15 protein-coding genes are annotated in these 17,233 nt (G+C 66.5%); 3 read left to right on the plus strand and 12 right to left on the minus strand.

Annotated features, from left to right (window positions below):
- Positions 1-59 precede the first annotated feature (59 nt).
- The 5 genes from Rhe02_RS28040 to Rhe02_RS28060 all read right to left on the minus strand — a co-directional run bounded on the left by Rhe02_RS28040 (position 60) and on the right by Rhe02_RS28060 (position 6,524).
- Entirely contained in the window at positions 60-1,301 is a 1,242-nt protein-coding gene (locus Rhe02_RS28040) for a ketosynthase chain-length factor (protein WP_203911437.1), read from the minus strand.
- Positions 1,298-2,566, minus strand: coding sequence for a beta-ketoacyl-[acyl-carrier-protein] synthase family protein (locus Rhe02_RS28045; RefSeq protein WP_203911378.1), 1,269 nt, complete (start codon positions 2,564-2,566; stop codon positions 1,298-1,300). Before Rhe02_RS28045 ends, Rhe02_RS28040 begins: the two co-directional genes overlap by 4 nt.
- Positions 2,567-2,664: 98 nt before the next feature.
- Positions 2,665-4,218, minus strand: a complete 1,554-nt coding sequence (gene cimA, locus Rhe02_RS28050; RefSeq protein ID WP_203911379.1) for a citramalate synthase — start codon at positions 4,216-4,218, stop codon at positions 2,665-2,667.
- A gap of 1 nt (position 4,219) precedes the next feature.
- Positions 4,220-5,305, minus strand: coding sequence for a CaiB/BaiF CoA transferase family protein (locus tag Rhe02_RS28055; RefSeq protein WP_203911380.1), 1,086 nt, complete (start codon positions 5,303-5,305; stop codon positions 4,220-4,222).
- A 10-nt stretch (positions 5,306-5,315) separates the two neighbouring features.
- Positions 5,316-6,524, minus strand: coding sequence for a cytochrome P450 (locus tag Rhe02_RS28060; protein ID WP_203911381.1), 1,209 nt, complete (start codon positions 6,522-6,524; stop codon positions 5,316-5,318).
- 104 nt (positions 6,525-6,628) lie between these two features.
- On the opposite strand from Rhe02_RS28060, the gene Rhe02_RS28065 reads away from it, so the two are divergent.
- Positions 6,629-7,747, plus strand: coding sequence for an epoxide hydrolase family protein (locus Rhe02_RS28065; protein ID WP_203911382.1), 1,119 nt, complete (start codon positions 6,629-6,631; stop codon positions 7,745-7,747).
- Between the two features lie 26 nt (positions 7,748-7,773).
- Here Rhe02_RS28065 and Rhe02_RS28070 read toward each other — a convergent pair whose 3' ends face one another.
- The 7 genes from Rhe02_RS28070 to mpaD all read right to left on the minus strand — a co-directional run bounded on the left by Rhe02_RS28070 (position 7,774) and on the right by mpaD (position 15,427).
- On the minus strand, positions 7,774-8,637 hold the full coding sequence (locus tag Rhe02_RS28070; protein WP_203911383.1) for a septum formation family protein: 864 nt from the start codon (positions 8,635-8,637) through the stop codon (positions 7,774-7,776).
- The gene (locus tag Rhe02_RS28075) at positions 8,634-9,503 is read right to left on the minus strand and encodes a septum formation family protein (RefSeq protein WP_203911384.1); all 870 of its coding nucleotides are present in this window, start codon (positions 9,501-9,503) and stop codon (positions 8,634-8,636) included. Before Rhe02_RS28075 ends, Rhe02_RS28070 begins: the two co-directional genes overlap by 4 nt.
- Positions 9,504-9,575: 72 nt before the next feature.
- Entirely contained in the window at positions 9,576-10,538 is a 963-nt protein-coding gene (locus Rhe02_RS28080) for a Gfo/Idh/MocA family protein (RefSeq protein WP_239124087.1), read from the minus strand.
- Complete coding sequence (locus Rhe02_RS28085) at positions 10,535-11,959, minus strand: NDP-hexose 2,3-dehydratase family protein (RefSeq protein ID WP_203911385.1); 1,425 nt, start codon at positions 11,957-11,959, stop codon at positions 10,535-10,537. The genes Rhe02_RS28080 and Rhe02_RS28085 overlap by 4 nt, the downstream gene beginning before the upstream one ends.
- Before the next feature lie 87 nt (positions 11,960-12,046).
- The gene (locus Rhe02_RS28090; protein WP_203911386.1) at positions 12,047-12,859 is read right to left on the minus strand and encodes an SDR family NAD(P)-dependent oxidoreductase; all 813 of its coding nucleotides are present in this window, start codon (positions 12,857-12,859) and stop codon (positions 12,047-12,049) included.
- A gap of 19 nt (positions 12,860-12,878) precedes the next feature.
- Positions 12,879-14,186 (minus strand): MFS transporter, encoded by a 1,308-nt coding sequence (locus Rhe02_RS28095; protein ID WP_203911387.1) that lies wholly within the window; start codon positions 14,184-14,186, stop codon positions 12,879-12,881.
- Positions 14,183-15,427 (minus strand): daptide-type RiPP biosynthesis aminotransferase, encoded by a 1,245-nt coding sequence (gene mpaD, locus Rhe02_RS28100; RefSeq protein WP_203911388.1) that lies wholly within the window; start codon positions 15,425-15,427, stop codon positions 14,183-14,185. The genes Rhe02_RS28095 and mpaD overlap by 4 nt, the downstream gene beginning before the upstream one ends.
- Positions 15,428-15,656: 229 nt before the next feature.
- Between mpaD and Rhe02_RS28105 the strand changes: the two genes are divergently transcribed.
- Both Rhe02_RS28105 and wrbA read left to right on the plus strand, forming a co-directional pair.
- Positions 15,657-16,559: an MBL fold metallo-hydrolase gene (locus tag Rhe02_RS28105; RefSeq protein WP_239124088.1), complete on the plus strand. Its 903-nt coding sequence runs from the start codon at positions 15,657-15,659 to the stop codon at positions 16,557-16,559.
- A 13-nt stretch (positions 16,560-16,572) separates the two neighbouring features.
- Positions 16,573-17,193: an NAD(P)H:quinone oxidoreductase gene (wrbA, locus tag Rhe02_RS28110; protein ID WP_203911389.1), complete on the plus strand. Its 621-nt coding sequence runs from the start codon at positions 16,573-16,575 to the stop codon at positions 17,191-17,193.
- Positions 17,194-17,233 lie beyond the last annotated feature (40 nt).

The raw sequence follows: 17,233 nt of genomic DNA on the forward strand, positions 1-17,233 counted from the left end.
GTCGCCGGAAGCATGGTTAGAGGCCGCCCGGATGCGGGCGGCCTCTGGGGTTCAAGGTGTTACCGGTTGTATTCGCAGACCACGATGGCGGAGTTGTAGCCACCGCGCCCGCGAGCGAGCACGAGCGCGGCCCGGACCCGCTGATGGCGGGGGTCGTCCAGGACGAGATCCAGCTCGTAGTCCTTGTTGGGGTGACGGATGTTGACCGTCGGCGGGATGACGCCGTCCCAGACCGACAGCAGCGCGGAGGCCAGGTCCAGCGAGGCCCCGCCGGCGAAGAGCCGGCCGGTCATCGTCTTGGGCGCGGTGACCGGAACCCCGTGCGGGCCGAACAGGCCGTTGATGGCTTCCGCCTCCGCCTTGTCGAGTTCCGGCGTCCCCGCCGCGTCGGCGAAGACCACATCGATGTCCTTAGTGGACATTCCGGCGTCGGCCAGTGCCAGCTCGGCCGCGCGGCGCAGGCCGGGTTCCCGGCCGGGGACGCGCGAGTCGAAGGTGGCCGCGTATCCGGCGATCTCGCCGTAGACGCGAACAGGATAGCGCTGCGCGGCCGAGTCGGCGGTCTCCAGTACGAAGATGGCCCCGCCTTCACCGGTCACGTAGCCGTTCGCGTCCTCGTCGAAGGGCAGGTACGCCTTTCGCGCGTCGTTGCTGCGCGACAGCGATCCGGAAACCTGATGCGCCACCCACGCCCACGGGCACAGGGAGCTGTCGATGCCGCCGGTGAGCGCCATGCGCACGCCCTTGCGCAGCTGCCGCCGCGCGTGCCCGACCGCGTCCAGGCCACCGGCCTGCTCGGTGACCAGAACGGCACCCGGCCCCCGCATGCCGTGCCGGATCGAGATCTGACCCGTGTTCACCGCGTAGAACCAGGCGAACGACTGGTATGCGCTGACGAAGTCGGGGCCTTGCTGCCACAGCTTTTGCATCTCGCGCTGACCGAACTCGTACCCGCCGGCGGTGGCCGCGGTCACCACCGCCATGTCGTACTCGGGCACGTCGGTCGAGCGAAGACCCGCCCCCCATAACGCCCAGTCGGTCGCCACCAGCGCCAGCCGGGTCATGTGGTCGGTCTGCGGTAGCAGCCTGCCCTGAAGGTGTTCGGCCGGCTCGAATCCGGGCACCTCACCCGCGATCTTCGACCAGTATTTGGACGTGTCGAAGCGGGTGATCGGGCCGATGCCGCTCTGGCCGCGCAGGGTGTTCTTCCAGTAGGCGGTCGGGCCTAACCCGTTGGGGGCGCACAGGCCGATGCCTGTGACAACTGTTCTTGCCTTCTCAGTGCTGGTGGTGGTGCTCACCTGCCGGCCTCCTCTACTCGCCGCAGCACCATGGCGCTCTGGAAGCCGCCGAAGCCGCTGCCGACCGTGAGCACGGCATCGACCTGCGCCTCGCGCGCGACCAGCGGCACGTAATCCAAATCGCATTCGGGATCGGGCTCGTGCAGGTTCGCCGTGGGCGGGATGACGCCTTCTTCGATGGCCAGCAGGGAGCCGACTATCTCCAGCGAGCCGATCGCGCCCAGCGAGTGCCCGATCATCGATTTGAAGCCGCTAACCGGCGTGGCGTAGGCATGCTGGCCCAAGCTGCGCTTGAAAGCCGCTGTCTCATGGCGATCATTTTGTTTGGTACCGGATCCGTGCGCGTTGATGTAGCCGATCGCCTCGGATTCCAGCTTGGCCTGGGTCATCGCGGCGTTGATGGCTTCCGCCATCTCCTTGCCGTCCGGGTGCAGGCCGGTCATGTGGTAGGCGTTGCACCGCGAGGCGAAACCCGCGATCTCCGCGTAGATGTGCGCGCCACGCTTGCGGGCGTGCTCGAGCTCTTCCAGGATGATGATGGCCGAGCCCTCGCCGAGCACAAGCCCGTCGCGGGTCTTGTCGAACGGGCGGCAGGCCGTGTTGGGGTCGTCGTTTCGGGTCGAGCTGGCCCGGATCACGTCGAAGCAGACCACGGTGATCGGCGACAGCGGCGCTTCCGTGCCACCGGTGACGATGACGTCCGCTGTCCCCTCGGCGATCAGCTCGGCCGCGTAGCCGACCGAGTCCAGACCCGAGGTGCAGCCGGTCGACACCACGTTGACCGGTCCCTCAGCGCCGACGAGGTAGGCAAGCTCCGCGGCCATCGAGGACGGCGTGAAGTAGTCGTAGAGGTGGGGCACCGCATAGGTCTGGTCCACCTCCCATTTGTTGCCGACATCGCTGCCGACGATGTACTCACGCTCGAGGCTTGTCGTGCAGCCCACGGCGCTACCCAGGGCGACGCCAAGGCGGGTCGGGTCGAGTTTGGCGAAGGTCAGGCCGGAGTCGGCGACGGCTTCCCGGCCGGCCACCACGGCAAACTGCGCCGCCCGGTCGAGCCGTCGAATCTCTTGCTGGGTAAGGCCTTCGCGCACCGGATCGAAGTCGGCCTCAGCCGCCATCCGGGAGCGGTAAGGCGAGGCGTCAAAGTGGGTGATTGAGCGGGTCGCCGAACGGCCGGCGGCAAGCAAGTCCCAGTAGGCCTTCTTGCCTATGCCGCCCGGTGCCACCGCGCCCACCCCGGTGATAACGGCCCGGCGGCTCATCGTCGGTCTCCGATCGATAAGGCGGTACGTGCTGACATGGCTTCTCCCATCCAATCCGGTGCCTTTTGCACCCTGATGCTCATGCACCCCGCTCGAACTCAACCGGCGATTGGCTCGCGGGTGAGCAGGACCAGGGAAATCGCGTCCTGCAAAGCCAGCCATGACGCCGTGACCGCATCGTCATCCACACCAACGGTGCTGACTCGGCGTTGCCCGTCGGTCACCGTGACGACCGCCCGGGTCGCCGCCGGCTTGCCGAGGCTGCCATCCAATGACCAGCATTGGCAGGAGACCAGCCGCCACTCGACGATGTCTGGATGCGAAGGCGCGAGCGCGCCGCGCAACGCTTGGTCCAGAGCCGCGATCGGGGTGAAGCCGAGGCCGGCGCCCAGGCCGTGCCCGCCTTCGACCTCCAGCCGCACACTGGCGTCGACCCGGCCCCCGGAAATGGTCATGCGCCAGGAGTCCATCTCGAAGGGCCGCTTGATTCCCAGCTCGTCGAGGAGGAGTAACTCGAACGAGGCGGGGGCGGTCTCGAAGGCGTAGCCGAGGCGCTCCATGTCCTTCACCCGGAGGGCGACCCGGCTCACCACCTCCGACGTGGATGCCACGTCGTAACCGAGCTCCTTGGCTTTCAGCTCGATCGCGGCCCGGCCGGCCATGTCGGAGATGAGGGTGCGCATCGAGTTGCCCACGGCCTCCGGGTCGATGTGCTGGTACAGGCTGGGGTCTACCCGCACCGCCGAGGTGTGCAGGCCTGCCTTGTGCGTGAACGCGGCCACACCGACGTAGGGCGCGGCGCGCACCGGCTGCGCGGCGGTGATGTCGGCGATCGTTTGCGCCACAGCCGACATCTCGCTGAGGCTGTCCTGGCTCACCACCGGGATCCGCTTCTTCAGAGCCAGGTTCGCCGCCACCGTGAACAGGTTGGCGTTGCCGCACCGCTCGCCGTAGCCGTGCGCGGTCACCTGAACGTGGGTCGCACCCGCGTCGACGGCCAGCAGGGTGTTGGCCACCGCACAGCCGCTGTCGTCGTGACAGTGGATGCCCAGCCGCACCCCGGTGGTGGCGGTGACGGTCAGGATGTCACCAAGCTCGTCGGGCAAAGTCCCGCCGTTGGTGTCGCACAGCACGACCACCTCGGCGCCCGCTTCGGCCGCGACCTCGACCACGCGCAGGGCGTAGCCGCGGCTGGTCCGGTACCCGTCGAAAAAATGTTCTGCGTCAAGGAAAACGCGGCGGCCTTCCCGAGTGAGATGCCGGACCGTGTCGCGGATCATGGCCAGGTTTTCGGTCTCGGTGGTGCGCAGCGCCAGATTGACGTGACGTGCATCCGCCTTCGCCACCAGGGTCACCACCGAAGTCTCGGCCGCCAGCAACGCGGCCACCTGCGGATCCTCGTGCACTGCGAGGTCTGGGCGGCGGGTCGCCCCGAACGCCACCAGCTCGGCCTTGCGCAGCTTCAGCTCGTGGCGGGCGCGGCGGAAGAATTCGGTGTCCTTGGGGATCGCGCCCGGCCAGCCGCCTTCGATGAAGCTCACCCCGAAGGTGTCCAGCGCCCGTGCCACTTCGAGCTTGTTGCCGACCGTCAGCACCAGCCCTTCCTGTTGTGTCCCATCGCGCAGGGTGGTGTCGTACAGATGGAAGTCCATCTCAGCTACTCCTAGCAACGCCAGCGGAAAGCAGGGCCTCGATCTCGGAGCGCGACATTCCACATTGGACCAAAACCTGGATCGTGTCCGCGCCGGGTTCCGGGGCGCGGGTCGGCGGGTCCGCAACCGTTCGGGCAAAGCGTGGCGCCGCCGCGGGAACAAAGTCCTCGCCGTAGTTCCGCCGGAACACCAGATGCGGGTGGTTCGCCGCTTCGCTCACGCTCAACACGGGCGTGACACAGGCATCGGTGCCTTCGAAGAGCTGCGCCCACTCGTCGCGGGTGCGGGTGGCGAAGCGTTGCGCCAGCTGCTCTTTGAGCGCCGGCCAGGTGACCGGATCCCACCGGTCGCCCGCCACGCCGATCCCGAGCTGGTCCACCAGCGCCTGGAAGAACGGCTCCTCCAGCGCCCCGACCGCGACCCTTCCCCCATCGGCGCATTCGTAGAGCCCGTAGAACGGGGCCTGGCCGGTGAACATGCGCCACTGTTCCGACTGCAGCATGCCCACATGCATGGCGAGCAAGGAAACCACGCCATCCACAATGGACACATCGACGACCTGACCCACCCCGGAGCGATGGCGCTCCAGCAGAGCCGCCAGGATGCCGTTGGCGAGCAGCATGCCGCCGGCTCCGAAGTCGCCCAGCAGGTTCAGCGGCTGGTGGCCGATCGCATGCAGCGCACCGGAAAGCGCCAGATAGTTGATGTCATGTCCGGAGGTGTGGGCCAGCGGGCCGGTCTGGCCCCATCCGGTCATCCGGGCATAGATAAGACCGGGATTGCGTTCCCGGCAGTCCTGCGGGCCGATGCCCAGGCGCTCGGCGACCCCCGGGCGAAACCCCTCCACCATGACATCCGCGTTCTCGGCCAGGCGCAGCGCGACCTCGCGACCGTTGGGGTGCTTAAGGTCCAGGGCGATGGACCGACGGCCGCGATCCAGCACCCGATGCCATTGGGCATAGGTGCGGCCGTCCATGCGGTCCACCCGGATCACCTCGGCGCCCATCTCAGCCAGAACCATGCAGCCGAAGGGTGCGGGCCCGATGCCGGCGAGTTCGACCACCTTCACGCCGCTCAGCGGGCCCATCGCTAGCCCCTCACCACGTAACGGGCATCTCGTAGACGCCGTACATGATATTGCCGTCCTTGTAGCTCAACTCGTTCCACGGCTTGGCAAGCCGGATGTCCGGGATCCGCCGGAACAGCGTCTTGAGAACGACTTGCAGCTCCACCCGGGCCAGCTCGGCGCCGATGCAGTGGTGCAGCCCGTGCCCGAAGGCGATGTGCCTGCGGTCGCTGCGGCTGACGTCGAACTTGTCCGGATCCGGGAACGCCTCGGGGTCGCGGTTGGCCGCGAAGCCGAGCACGATCATCCCTTCGCCCTTCTTGATGGTGACGCCGCCAACCTCCATGTCCTCCAAGGCAACCCGCGACGTGGCGAGGTCGCCCGGGGACAGGAAGCGCAGCAGCTCCTCCACGACGTCGTGCACCATGCCGTCCGGGTCGGCCTTGAACTTGGCCAGCTCGGTGGGGTGCTCGAGCAGGGTCATGGTGCCGATCGCGATCATCGCGGCGCTGGTCTCGTGACCGCCGTTGAGCAGCAGGCGGATCGTGTTGACCAGATCCCGCAGGTCGTACATGCCCTCTTCTTTATACCGCTGCACGATGCGGCTGATCAGGTCGTCGGTTGGCTCGACGGCCTTGAGCTCGATCAGATCGCCGAGGTACTTGTTGACCTCCGTGATGGCCAAGCCGCGTTCCTCCGCCGATGACCGCCCGCCGAAGAGGATGTCGGTGCGGTGGTGCAGATAGTCGTGGTCGGCGCTGGGGATGCCCAGCACACCGCAAACCACGTGCAGCGGCACATCGAGCGCCAGCTTGGACACCAGGTCCACCGGCGGCCCGTGGTCAATCATCGACTGGACCGCGTTGTTCACGATCTGCTCGATGCGGGGCAGCATCGCGGCAACGCGCACCTTGGTGAACTCACCCGAGACCGCGGCCAGGCGGCGGTGCAGGGTGTGCTTGGGCGGGTCCCAGCCGATGAAGCCCGCCTCGGTGCGAAACTGCTGAGGAATGGGAATGTAGTAAGGAAAACCTTCGTGAGCCCGGTCCGAGCTGGATCGCGGATCTGTCAGCACCTGGCGGATGTGATCGTAACGGGTGATCACATAGGCGGGCAGCCCGGTGGAAAGCTCGACCTTCGCGACCGGTGTGGTCTCACGCAGCTGGGCGTACTCCTTCGGCGGCTGGAACGGGCAGCTCCGGTGCCACGGGAACAGGCCGAATTCAGGGGGTGCGGTCATGGCGTGGACACTCCTTCTCGTCTGGATCGCGAGCGAGAACATCCCATCGGCGAGCAGAGTCAAAGTGGACCCGCGCTATAGGCGGCTGATAGAGCATTCGGGCCATGACGCCATTTCAGGTAAGAGTGTCCGATGAGGACCTGGCTGACCTCAGGCTGCGGGTCGCCGGGACGCGATGGCCGGAAGGCGAAACAGTCGACGACTGGTCGCAGGGGGTGCCGCTGGCCTACGCACGCGACCTGGCCGACTACTGGGCCCAAAGCTATGACTGGCGGTCGGTCGAGACCCGGCTCAACGCCATCCCCCAGTTCGTGACGATGGTCGACGGCGTCGACATTCACTTCCTGCACGCCCGATCCCCGCACCCGAACGCGTTGCCGCTGCTGCTGACCCACGGCTGGCCCGGCTCGGTCTTGGAATTCCTTGACCTCATCGAGCCGCTGACCAACCCGCCCAACCCCGCCGACGCCTTCCATGTCGTGGTTCCGTCGATGCCCGGTTTCGGCTTCAGTGGCAAGCCCTTTGCTCCCGGCTGGAAGGTGGAGCGCATCGCTCAGGCGTGGGGCATGCTGATGCAGCAACTCGGCTACAAGTACTACGGCGCCCACGGCGGCGACCTGGGTTCGTTCGTCTCGGCCCACCTCGGCCACATCGACCCCACCCACGTCGCGGGCATCCACATCACCATGGTGTTCGCCGACGCGCCACCGCCCGAGGAGCAGGTTCAGCTCACCGAGCGCGACTACGCCGGGTTGGCTTACATGAAATCCTTCCAGCAGACCGAATCCGGATACTCGGCCATCATGTCCACCAAACCCCAGACTCTCGGGTACGGCCTGACCGACTCACCGGTCGGCCAAATGGCTTGGATAGCCGAAAAATTCTGGACGTGGACCGACCATCCCGGCGACCTCGAAAAGGTCATCTCCCGCGACCAGCTACTCGACACGGTCACGCTCTATTGGCTCACCGCGACCGCCGCGTCGGCCGGCCGGCTCTACTGGGAAAGCCACTACAAGGTGCCCAACGTCCGCGTCGAGGTCCCCACGGCCTGCCTGCTGTTCCCCAAGGACGCCCGCATGCCGCGAGCCTGGTGCGAAAGGCGTTTCACCGACCTGCGGCGCTGGACCGACGCCACCACGGGCGGGCACTTCCCCGCCCTGGAACAACCCGGCTACCTCGTCGACGACCTACGCGCCTTCTTCGGCCAGGTGCGCCGCTAACCCGCGCGGGGATGGCCGGTCTTGCCCTACTTGACTGGCCAGCCCTTCGCTCCGACACCCTTCATGGAGGTGGAAACGCTTGTCTCACCGAGGTAGAGGTGGCAGCGCAAGGTGCGGTCGCCGGCTCTCCAGTTCTTCTCGGTGGGCAGCCAGAACCAGGTGCCTGTCTGGATGTTGGGCACCCCCACATAGCTGCTGACCAGCCGGCGGCACAGCTCGTAGTCATGGCCGGCGCCCGGCTTCTGGGTCTCCGCCACCAGGCTTTCCCAGCTGGCGTCCCAGTTCGCTATGCCCACGTATTCGGCGTTGTGTGGCTCGGTGCACTTCCTGTCGAGGTACTCACCTTCGCTGTCGACCTGATGGCAGCCGAACTCCAGCTCGGGATCGATGAACTTTCCCTTGAGAGTTCCGGCGATTCTGACGTTGCCATTGTCGTTGATTCGCAAGACGCGGGTCAGCATGCAGACATACCAACGAGCACCCGCTTCCCATGCGTCGGATCCGGGATGGGCGATCGCTATCCTGATTTTTCGTTCCCGCCACTGCCCGCCGAAGAACTCGGTGACTTTCGCGTCGCACTCCGACCACGCCTTGGCGTAGTTCGCCGAAGCCCGCACCGGCGGCTGTGGCGACTCGCCGGCGTCTCCCACATAGATAATCTCGTAGTTGTGCTCTTCCTTCGCGCATTCGCGTGGCTTGAAGGCCGCAAGAAGCAAGGTATCGTCCGCTTGGTCCCAACAGGTACCCGCTTGGGGCACCCATCGCGCCGTCTCGGCCATCGCCGGCCACTCGTTGCCCAAATCGCCGTCGGTGCCCTTGGGTGGTGGGGTCGCGCAGGCTGACGTCAGGAGGACTAGGGCCACTGCAATTGCCGCCCGCCACCGGGTCATTTGAGCCAGCCTTTTGCCCCCACGCCCTTCATCGATCGCTTGAGGCTGATTTTGCCTGTGTACAGGTAGCAGCGCAGAAAGTGGTCGCCTGCTTTCCAATCGGCCTCACCGGGGGTCCATGTCCACGTGCCGGTGTTCACCGACGCTCCGACGAATCCCTGGACCGCGTTGACGCAGATCGAGTGCTGCTTGCTCGCTTCTTTCTCGGCCTCGGCCGTCACGACGCTCCACTCGACGTTCCAGTCCACGCCGCCAACGAATTCCGCGTTGTGCGGGGCGGTGCATGCTGTCGAGGTGAAGTCGGTGACCTTGTCGTCGGCTGTGGTCAGCTGATAGCAGCCGTACTCGAGGTTGGGGTCGGCGAATTTTCCTTTGAGGGACCCGCTGGCGAAAATCGGCGCGCGATTGAGCTGGGGCAGCTGTGCGACCCAGCAGAGGAACCAGTGCGCTCCGCCGCCCCAAGCCTCCCCGGTGGGAAAGCCGACCTTTATCGTGATTTTGCGATCACGCCACGGCCCGCCCAGAAACTCGGTGGTCTTCGCGTCGCATTCGGCCCACGCCTTGCGATAGGCCGGCGTGCCCGCGTCGGGTGAGTTGGCGAGATTGGCGTCAGCCCCGGTGAACTGTCCCACATGGACGAATTCGTAGCGGTGCAGCTTGCTGCAATCCATTGGCCGGTAATTGGTCCGCGACGGGAAATTCTGGAACTCGTCGTGGCAATTGCCCGCCTCCGGCGTCCAGCCGGCCGGATCCGCTATGCCCGGCCACTCGTTGACCAGCTTGCCGTCGGCGCCGCTGGGCAGCTCCGCGCAGGCGGAGACAAGCAACGCCAACGTGATCGTTATAGCCGCTTTCCATCGCTTCACCGCTGAACGCCCCCGTCGTGTTGGTGTTGAGCACACGCGAGAGGGCACCTTACCCGGATGGGCGCGAGTTGGCTAGGCGCGGGCGGCCGCGGCTCTGACTCGGTCAACCAGGTCGGCCAGTGCGGTGATCTGGCTGTCGCCTTCGCCATGCGCGTTGGTCAGCACCGCGCGAGCGAACGACTCGGCCGCGTTCGTGTACTGGTCGTCGCGCTGCAACACGATCTCGCGCTCCTCGTCGCGCAGCCAGAGCTGCACATGCGGCTGGTGGTCGGCAGCGGGTGTGTAGGCGCGGCCAAGGCGCAGATGGCCCGCGCTGCCCCAGAAGTCGTACGAGGAGCGGTAGACGCCCTCCATCCCGAACGTGGCCTGGACGGTGACTCCGTCACGCGAACACAGCAACACCTCGCCGCCCACGTCGACACCGTGGTCATAGCGCAGGCTGGCGCCGCGTACCGCCAGGTCGGGACCGTGGAAGTATTGCGCCACCCGCAGCGGATAGACACCGACATCGAAAAGCGCCCCGCCACCCAGCTCCGCCTGATATCGAATGTCGTCCTTGGAAAGCGGCGGGATCGCGAACACCGCCGCGAAGGCGCACACCTTGCCGATGACACCGCTGTCGATGAGCCGGCGCACCTGCTCGTGCTGGCTGTGATGCGGGAACATGAAGTTTTCCCTGAGCACCAGGCCCTTCTCGTCGGCCATGCGCACCAGCCGTTCGGTCTGGAAGGCCGAGGTGGTCAGCGGCTTCTCGCACAGCACATGTTTGCCGCACCCGATGGCCCGCTCGGTCCACGAGGCATGCAGGGCGGCGGGCAGTGGGATGTAGACCGCGTCGATGTCGTGCCGGGACAGCAGCTTCTCGTAACCGGTCACCGGCTCGCAGCCGAACTGCCGCGCCACCTGCTCGGCTTTGTCGTGGTCGCGGCTGGCCACCGCGACCACGTGGGCGCTGGGCGCGGCGGCGAAGGCGGGCAGCATGCGCCGGGTGGCGATGCCCGCGCAGCCGAGAACCCCGAGCCTTACCTGAGTCACGACAGCGCTTTGAGGCAGGTGACCAGGGTCCTGGCCTGCACGTTGACGTAGTGGCCGTGCCGCAGCAGATCGGTGAGCTGACCAAGCGTGAGCCAGTTGTAATCCGCTGGGATGTCATAGGGCAACCGGTCGTCGGCTTCCACTATCAGGTACCGGGACTCGGCGTTGAGGAAACGGCCACCCTCCTCGGAATGCACCGCCTCGTACCGGATCCACTTAGGGTCGATGGTCTGCACATAGTCCAGCAGATAGGGCCGGTCGGCACCTTCGTAGTCGTCGTAGTTCCACGGTATACATTGGACAGTGGGCCCGAGCTCGACCGCATCGGTGAAGCCGCCCTCCATCCGCGCGTTGACCAGAACGTGCAAGACACCGCCGAAGTTCTTCAGCACAAACGCCACCAGCCCGTGCCCGCGCGGCTCGAAAAGCGGCTGGGTCCAGCTGGACACCTCACGGTTCTCGGCGTGCACCGAGACCGCCACCACGCTGAAGTACTTGCCGTCGGCGCGGGCGATCTCCTTGTCGGTGCGGTGCCAGTGCGGCACGTCCTTGAGCGGCATCCGCGAGATTTCCAGCTCATAGAGGCTGCGCTGGGTGGAGAACCAGCTCATCACCTCGGCGCTGGTGTGCAGCGCGCCGGCCCGCCGATCCCGCGACGCGGCAAGCGCCTGCTGGAATCCATCGGCGTCTTCCGGCACGCGCACCTTGGGCGGAGGCACACACGACAGCACGGTGCGCGCGTCCATGTTGATGACGTTGTTGCGCTTCATCAGCTCGTTGATCTGACCGAAGGTCAGCCAGCAGAAGTCCTCGTGCAGCGGCACGTCGTCGGTGATCTCGACGACCATGTTGCGGTTCTTCTTGCGATAGAACCACGACCCGTGCTCGGACTGCAGCACATCGACAATGATGTTGCCGCGATCGGGACCGACGAAATATTCGAGGTAGCGCACAGCTGACCCCTTGTGCACCCGCGTGTAGTTGCTACGGGTGGCCTGCACGGTCGGGGCGAGCTGAACCAGGTTGGGGTTACCCGGCTCCATCTTGGCCTGCATCAGGCAATGCAACACACCGTCGAACTCTTTGATCACGATGCCGAGCATGCCGGTTTCGGCCTGATTGATGATTGGCTGGTGCCATTCGCGGATCGGGCCGGTCCAGGACAGCACGCGCAGCCCCTCCACCGAGAAGAACCCGCCGCTCTTGTGGCCCAGATTGCCGGTGTCCTCGGCGAAACTCCAGCCGTCGAGCTCGCTGAACGGGATGCGCACCATCTCGAAGTCGTTGGCCCGCCTGCGCTGGGCGAACCAGGTGTCGAACTGCTTGAGCGTCACCTGTACGCCGTCACGTGCCTCGACCGATTCGGCTAGGCGGGCTGGAAGGTCAATGTCTTCCCTTGGGCGCAGCACGTCAAGCTTCATATCCTCACCCTGCGCAACTGGACTCGAGCCGCATTAGAGATCGGCTCGGCCACCCCACGAAGGTGGGACGGCCGAGCCGGATGCCGATCACCAGGCCGCTTCGGAGGGGCCGGTGTAGGGCGAATAGGGGCTGTCCGACGACGAGGTCAGGTCGAAGCCGCCGTCGATGGTGAGGATCTGCCCGGTCACCCAGGAGTTGGCCGGGTTCGCGAAGTGCAGGATCCACGGGGCCACGTCCTCGACCACACCTGTCCGCCCGAGCGGGTTGTTCGACGCGAACATCTTGAAGATGCCGTCGATCTGGTCGGGGGTCAGGCCGTTGGCGTCGTAGACCTCGGTGCGCACCGCTGACGGCGCGACCGCGTTGACCCTGATGCCCCGGTTGGCAAGCTCTTTGGCCCAGGTCAGAGTCAGGCTGTGCGCGCCCGCCTTGGTCACCGCGTACATGGCCGCGTACGGCTCCGGGTTGTGCCCGGCCACGCTGGAGACGAAGACGATGCTCCCGCCGGGGGCGGTGATCAGGGGCAACAGCACCTTGGTCAGCAGCACCGGCCCGATGATGTTGGTTTCCACCATGTCCCGGGCCAGCTGGATGTCGGCCTCGCCGACCGGCGTCTGCCGGTAGATGCCCGCGTTGTGCACCAGCACGTCGACCTTGCCGCCGTGCTTCTGAGCGGCTTGCGCGACCTGCTCCGCGCCCTCTTCGGTGCGCACGTCGGCCTGCACCTTGACAATGGCCGGGCTCAGCGCGGCGATCTGGTCCAGGCGGCTCTGGCGGCGGCCGGTGACGATGACATGCGCGGCGCCGGCGTCGGCGAAGGCCAGCGCGGTGGCCCGGCCGATGCCCGTGCCACCACCGGTGACCACGACGGTCTGACCCGCAAAGGGCTTTTCTGACATTGTTCCAACCCCTATCTTTCTAGGACTTCACCTTGATATCTGCGGGCCTTACCAGCAGCGTGGCCAGCATCGAGACGATGGCGGCGCCGGCCGCGTACCACATAAGCCAGGAAGTGTGGCCAGCAGCCGCAAAGGATTGGGCCACCAGCGGCGTCGTGCCGCCGAAGATGGCCGCCGATATGGTGTAAGGGATCCCGTAGCCGATGACCCGGATCGCGGTCGGGAAAAGCTGCGAGAAAATCACGTTGGCCTGTGCCAGTGCGAGCGAGAAGCAGGCGAGGTAGATGACGGCTGTGAGCAGGAAGGAAATCTTCCCGGCCGCGAGCAGGAGCAGCAGCGGCCCGGTCCCGATCGCCAGCAGGATATAGCCGAGACGGAAAATTGCGAATCCGCCGAACCTGTCGGCAAGCCAGCCGCTGACCACCATCGCCACCATCATCACCAGCAGCGCGGCGGGCATCATCTTCTCGGCGGCGGCCCGCTCGATGACCCCATGCGCGTCGGCGTAGACCGGCAGGTAGACGGTGCCGAGATAGAAGGCTATGGTGCCCCCGGCGCAGCCCACGAACACGGCCGTGATCAGCCGCAGGTTGCTGCGCAGCAGTGGCCACGCCGGCGGTCTGGGCTGAGCCTCGGTCTGCTTGAAGACGTGGCTTTCGTCGACGCCGGAACGGATCCAGAGCGCCACCAGACCGGCGACCGCGGCCACCACGAAAGCTATCCGCCAGCCGCCGTTCTCGACCCCGGAGGCACCCATCGTGCCAAGCAAAATGGCGAGCGTGATGAAGGCGAGGATGGGCCCGATCACGCCGCCGAGCGAAGCGATTCCGCTGTAAAGGAAACGGCGCTTGGCCGGGGCGGTCTCGGTGATGTAGGCCGATGCGCTGGGCAGCTCCCCACCGAACGAGATCCCCATGACGATGCGCGACAACACGAGGACCAGAGCGGCGGCGAAGCCGATCGCGGCCGAGGTGGGGGTGAGCGCGATGACCAGGTTCGCCGCGGCGATCGTCACCATGCTCAGCACCAGAGCCGAACGGCGGCCGTGTTTGTCGGCCCATCGTCCAATGAGGATGCTGCCCAGCGGGCGGGCGATGAAACCGACCGCGAAGCCGACATAGGCGGCAAGCAATTTGGCGACCGGGTCGTCACCGGGGAACATCTGGATGGCGAAATACGGTGCCATCACAGCGTAAATCATCCAGTCGTAGCCCTCGACCACACCACCGACGCTCGCGGCGGCCAACTCACGGCGGGCCCGGCCATGAGACGGCACAAAGGTTTCCGCCGAATCATGCGCGACGGGACGTTCCAGCACAGCAGTCATAGCTTCTCCAAAGCCCGATCCAGGCCCTGTCGCAGCGACATGGCCAGCTGATCGATGTCCTCCTGCTCGTAGACGAGCGCGGGAACCAGCTGGGCGCAGCTGGGCCCGGGTTGGACCACCGCGCCGGCTTCCCGGATCTCGTTGAGCACGGTGATCAGCGCGGGGAACGGCAGAGGGCCACCACCGTCGGGCAGCCCCAGCCTCACCGCACGGAACAGGCCCAGGCCGTCGTCGCCGGCCACCAGCGGATGGTCGGCGAGCCCGGCCAGCAGCCCGTCGAGCTGCGAAATGACGACCCCGGCCCGTTTCAGGGCCTCTAGTCGCTCCATTTCGGACAGTGTCGCCAGGATCGCGGCACACGTCGAGGGGGTACCGGCTTGCGTTTCAGCGTGCATGAGCATCGCGTCCGCGGCGTCGAACACGTCGCAGACCCCGTGCGACACCAGGATCACCGCGGCCGCGCAGGTGCCGTTGGTCAGCCCCTTGGAGGCCAGCAGAAGGTCGGGACGCCAGTGCTCCGAGGCGAAGAAGGCGCCAGTGCGGCCGAAACCGGTGGCCACCTCGTCGGCCACGAGCAGGAAGCCGTACTGGCGGCGCAGTTCTTCGACCGAGGCCAGCAGCGCGGGCGAGACCGGATACGCCCCGGTGCCGAGCACGGGCTCCATCACCAGCGCCGCTATCCGGTCACCTTCTGCGGCGAGCAGGGCTCGCAGCTCGCCGTCGCTGGTGTGCTCGACGTGGCGCACCAGGCTCCGGTCTACGCCGTACAGGTCCTGCATGAGGGGTTCGCCGGTCAGCGCGTGGCTGCCGTAGGTCAGGCCGTGATAGCTGCCCTTGAGCCCGACGACCAGGTTGCGCTGCGGCTGGCCCTGCACGGTCCAGTGCTGCCGCACCAGTTTCATCATCATGTCGTTGGCGGCGCTGCCCGAGGTCGAGAAGAGCACCCGGCCGAACTGCTCCGGACCGGCCACCTCGATCAGCGCCGTGGCCGCGGCTACCGCGTACTCGTGGCCGGACCGAAACAGGGGCAGGTAGGAGGCATCGATGAGGCTGCGATGGACTGCGTCGGCGACCGCGACATTGCCGTAGCCGAGGTTCACGTTCCACAGCCCGCTGGTGGCACACAGCCGCCACGTGCCGTCCCCGTAGAGGATTCTGGTTCCCTGCGCCCGCACCGCGGTGCGGGCCTGATTGCCGAACCGGCTCGGTGGGGCGAGCAATTCCCAAAGCGGATAACGCATGCTGGCACTCCTCGTCAACGTTAGTGGGGTGCCCAGCGCCGCTGACGCGCTGGGCACCCGGGTCAGGCGTCTGCCGGAAATGCCGGCCGGGGGATGCCGGCGCAGATCGCCCGACTGCGGAGGGAAGTGCACGTCATTCCGCAGAGGTTTTGCCACCGGCCTAGAAAAGCCCTGGAATCGCGGCGGACAACTCAACCGCGCCTCGAGTTTGGCCCGCAACCATGTGCCGGTGAAGACCCCAAGAATGCAGCAGCTAGCGCCAGGCATCTATGCCTATGTCCAGCCCGACGGCGGCTGGTGCATCAACAACGCCGGAGTGGTGATCGGCGAGGACACCACCGTGGTCATCGACACCGCCGCCACCGAGCGGCGGGCTCGTCTTCTCCGGGAGGAGATCGCCAAGGTCTCCCTCCGAACCCCGAACCTGCTTGTCAACACGCACTTTCACGGGGATCATCACTTCGGCAACGCCCAGTTCAGCCCGCCGGCCACCATCGTGGCCCACGAGGTGGCCCGCACCGAGATAATCGAGGCGGGGCTTGGGCTTCGCCAGCTCTGGCCACAGGTTGAGTGGGGCGAGACGCCGCTTACCCCGCCGACCCTGACCTTCCACGACGCGATCACGATCCATGCCGGGCAGACCCGGATAGAGCTGATGCACCTCGGTCCCGCTCACACCACCAATGACATTTTTGTGTGGGTACCGGAAAGCCGGGTGCTGTTCGCCGGAGACGTGCTGTGGAACGGGGTGACGCCCTTCTGCCTGATGGGTTCGATCGCGGGATCGCTACAGGTCATCGAGCGCCTGCGCGAGCTCGATCCGGTGCTCATCGTTCCCGGCCACGGGGATGTGGGCGGCCCGGAGCTGTTCGATGCGAACGAGGCCTACCTTCGGTGGATCCAGGATATCGCCCGCGACGGGCACGCCAGCGGACTGTCCACATTGGAGGTGGCGAGCAAGACCGATCTCGGGGAGTTCGCCGGTCTGCTCGATCCCGAGCGGCTGGTCGGCAACCTCCACCGGGCCTACGCCGAGCTGGCCGGGCTTGCCCCCGGCGCACGGATCGACGTTGCCGCCGCGTTCGGAGAAATGGTCGCCCACCACGGCCGTCTTCCTGACTGCCATGCCTGATGAGAGGTCATCCATGGAAAACAACGATGTGAACATCGCGGTCATCTACTACTCCTCCACCGGGACGATCTACCGGATAGCCCAGGAGATAGCCGAGTCGGCGGAGAAGGCCGGAGCCCAGGTGCGCCTGCGCAAGGCGGCCGAGCTGGCGCCGCGCGCCGCCATCGACACCAAGCCGGCGTGGGCGGCGCACCTTGCTGAGACCCATGACGTACCGGTCGTCTCGGCCGACGACGTGACCTGGGCCGACGGGATCGCCTTCGGCACCCCGAGCCGGTTCGGCAACGTGGCGGCCCAGCTCAAGCAGTTCATCGACACGCTCGGTCCACTGTGGGTGCAGGGCAGGCTCGCCGACAAGGCCTACACCGCGTTCACATCGGGCACCACCATCCACGGCGGGATGGAGACCACGCTGGTCGCGATCTACAACATGATCTACCACTTCGGCGGGATAGTGGTGCCGCCCGGCTACTCCGACCCGGTCAAGCTGGTCGACGGAAACCCTTACGGGACTTCACATGTGCTCGGAACAGCGGCGCCGATCCCGGTCGGCGAGGTGACCCTGCAGGCGGCTCGGGCCCAGGCCAACCGCCTGGTCCGGCTGGCTCGCGCGGTGTCCGTGCACGACCTTTGAGACGATGGACGGGTGCTCCCACCACGGGGGCACCCGTCCA

The organism is Rhizocola hellebori (genome assembly GCF_016862955.1).
GTDB lineage: Bacteria > Actinomycetota > Actinomycetes > Mycobacteriales > Micromonosporaceae > Rhizocola > Rhizocola hellebori.

Bases quoted from the DNA above. Each gene is read 5' to 3' on its own strand.
- Rhe02_RS28090 (WP_203911386.1), bottom strand. From the start codon at position 12,859: ATGTCAGAAAAGCCCTTTGCGGGTCAGACCGTCGTGGTCACCGGTGGT.
- Rhe02_RS28055 (WP_203911380.1), bottom strand. From the start codon at position 5,305: ATGGGCCCGCTGAGCGGCGTGAAGGTGGTCGAACTCGCCGGCATCGGG.
- mpaD (WP_203911388.1), bottom strand. From the start codon at position 15,427: ATGCGTTATCCGCTTTGGGAATTGCTCGCCCCACCGAGCCGGTTCGGC.
- cimA (WP_203911379.1), bottom strand. From the start codon at position 4,218: ATGGACTTCCATCTGTACGACACCACCCTGCGCGATGGGACACAACAG.
- Rhe02_RS28095 (WP_203911387.1), bottom strand. From the start codon at position 14,186: ATGACTGCTGTGCTGGAACGTCCCGTCGCGCATGATTCGGCGGAAACC.
- Rhe02_RS28060 (WP_203911381.1), bottom strand. From the start codon at position 6,524: ATGACCGCACCCCCTGAATTCGGCCTGTTCCCGTGGCACCGGAGCTGC.
- Rhe02_RS28085 (WP_203911385.1), bottom strand. From the start codon at position 11,959: ATGAAGCTTGACGTGCTGCGCCCAAGGGAAGACATTGACCTTCCAGCC.
- Rhe02_RS28045 (WP_203911378.1), bottom strand. From the start codon at position 2,566: ATGAGCCGCCGGGCCGTTATCACCGGGGTGGGCGCGGTGGCACCGGGC.
- wrbA (WP_203911389.1), top strand. From the start codon at position 16,573: ATGGAAAACAACGATGTGAACATCGCGGTCATCTACTACTCCTCCACC.
- Rhe02_RS28065 (WP_203911382.1), top strand. From the start codon at position 6,629: ATGACGCCATTTCAGGTAAGAGTGTCCGATGAGGACCTGGCTGACCTC.
- Rhe02_RS28070 (WP_203911383.1), bottom strand. From the start codon at position 8,637: ATGACCCGGTGGCGGGCGGCAATTGCAGTGGCCCTAGTCCTCCTGACG.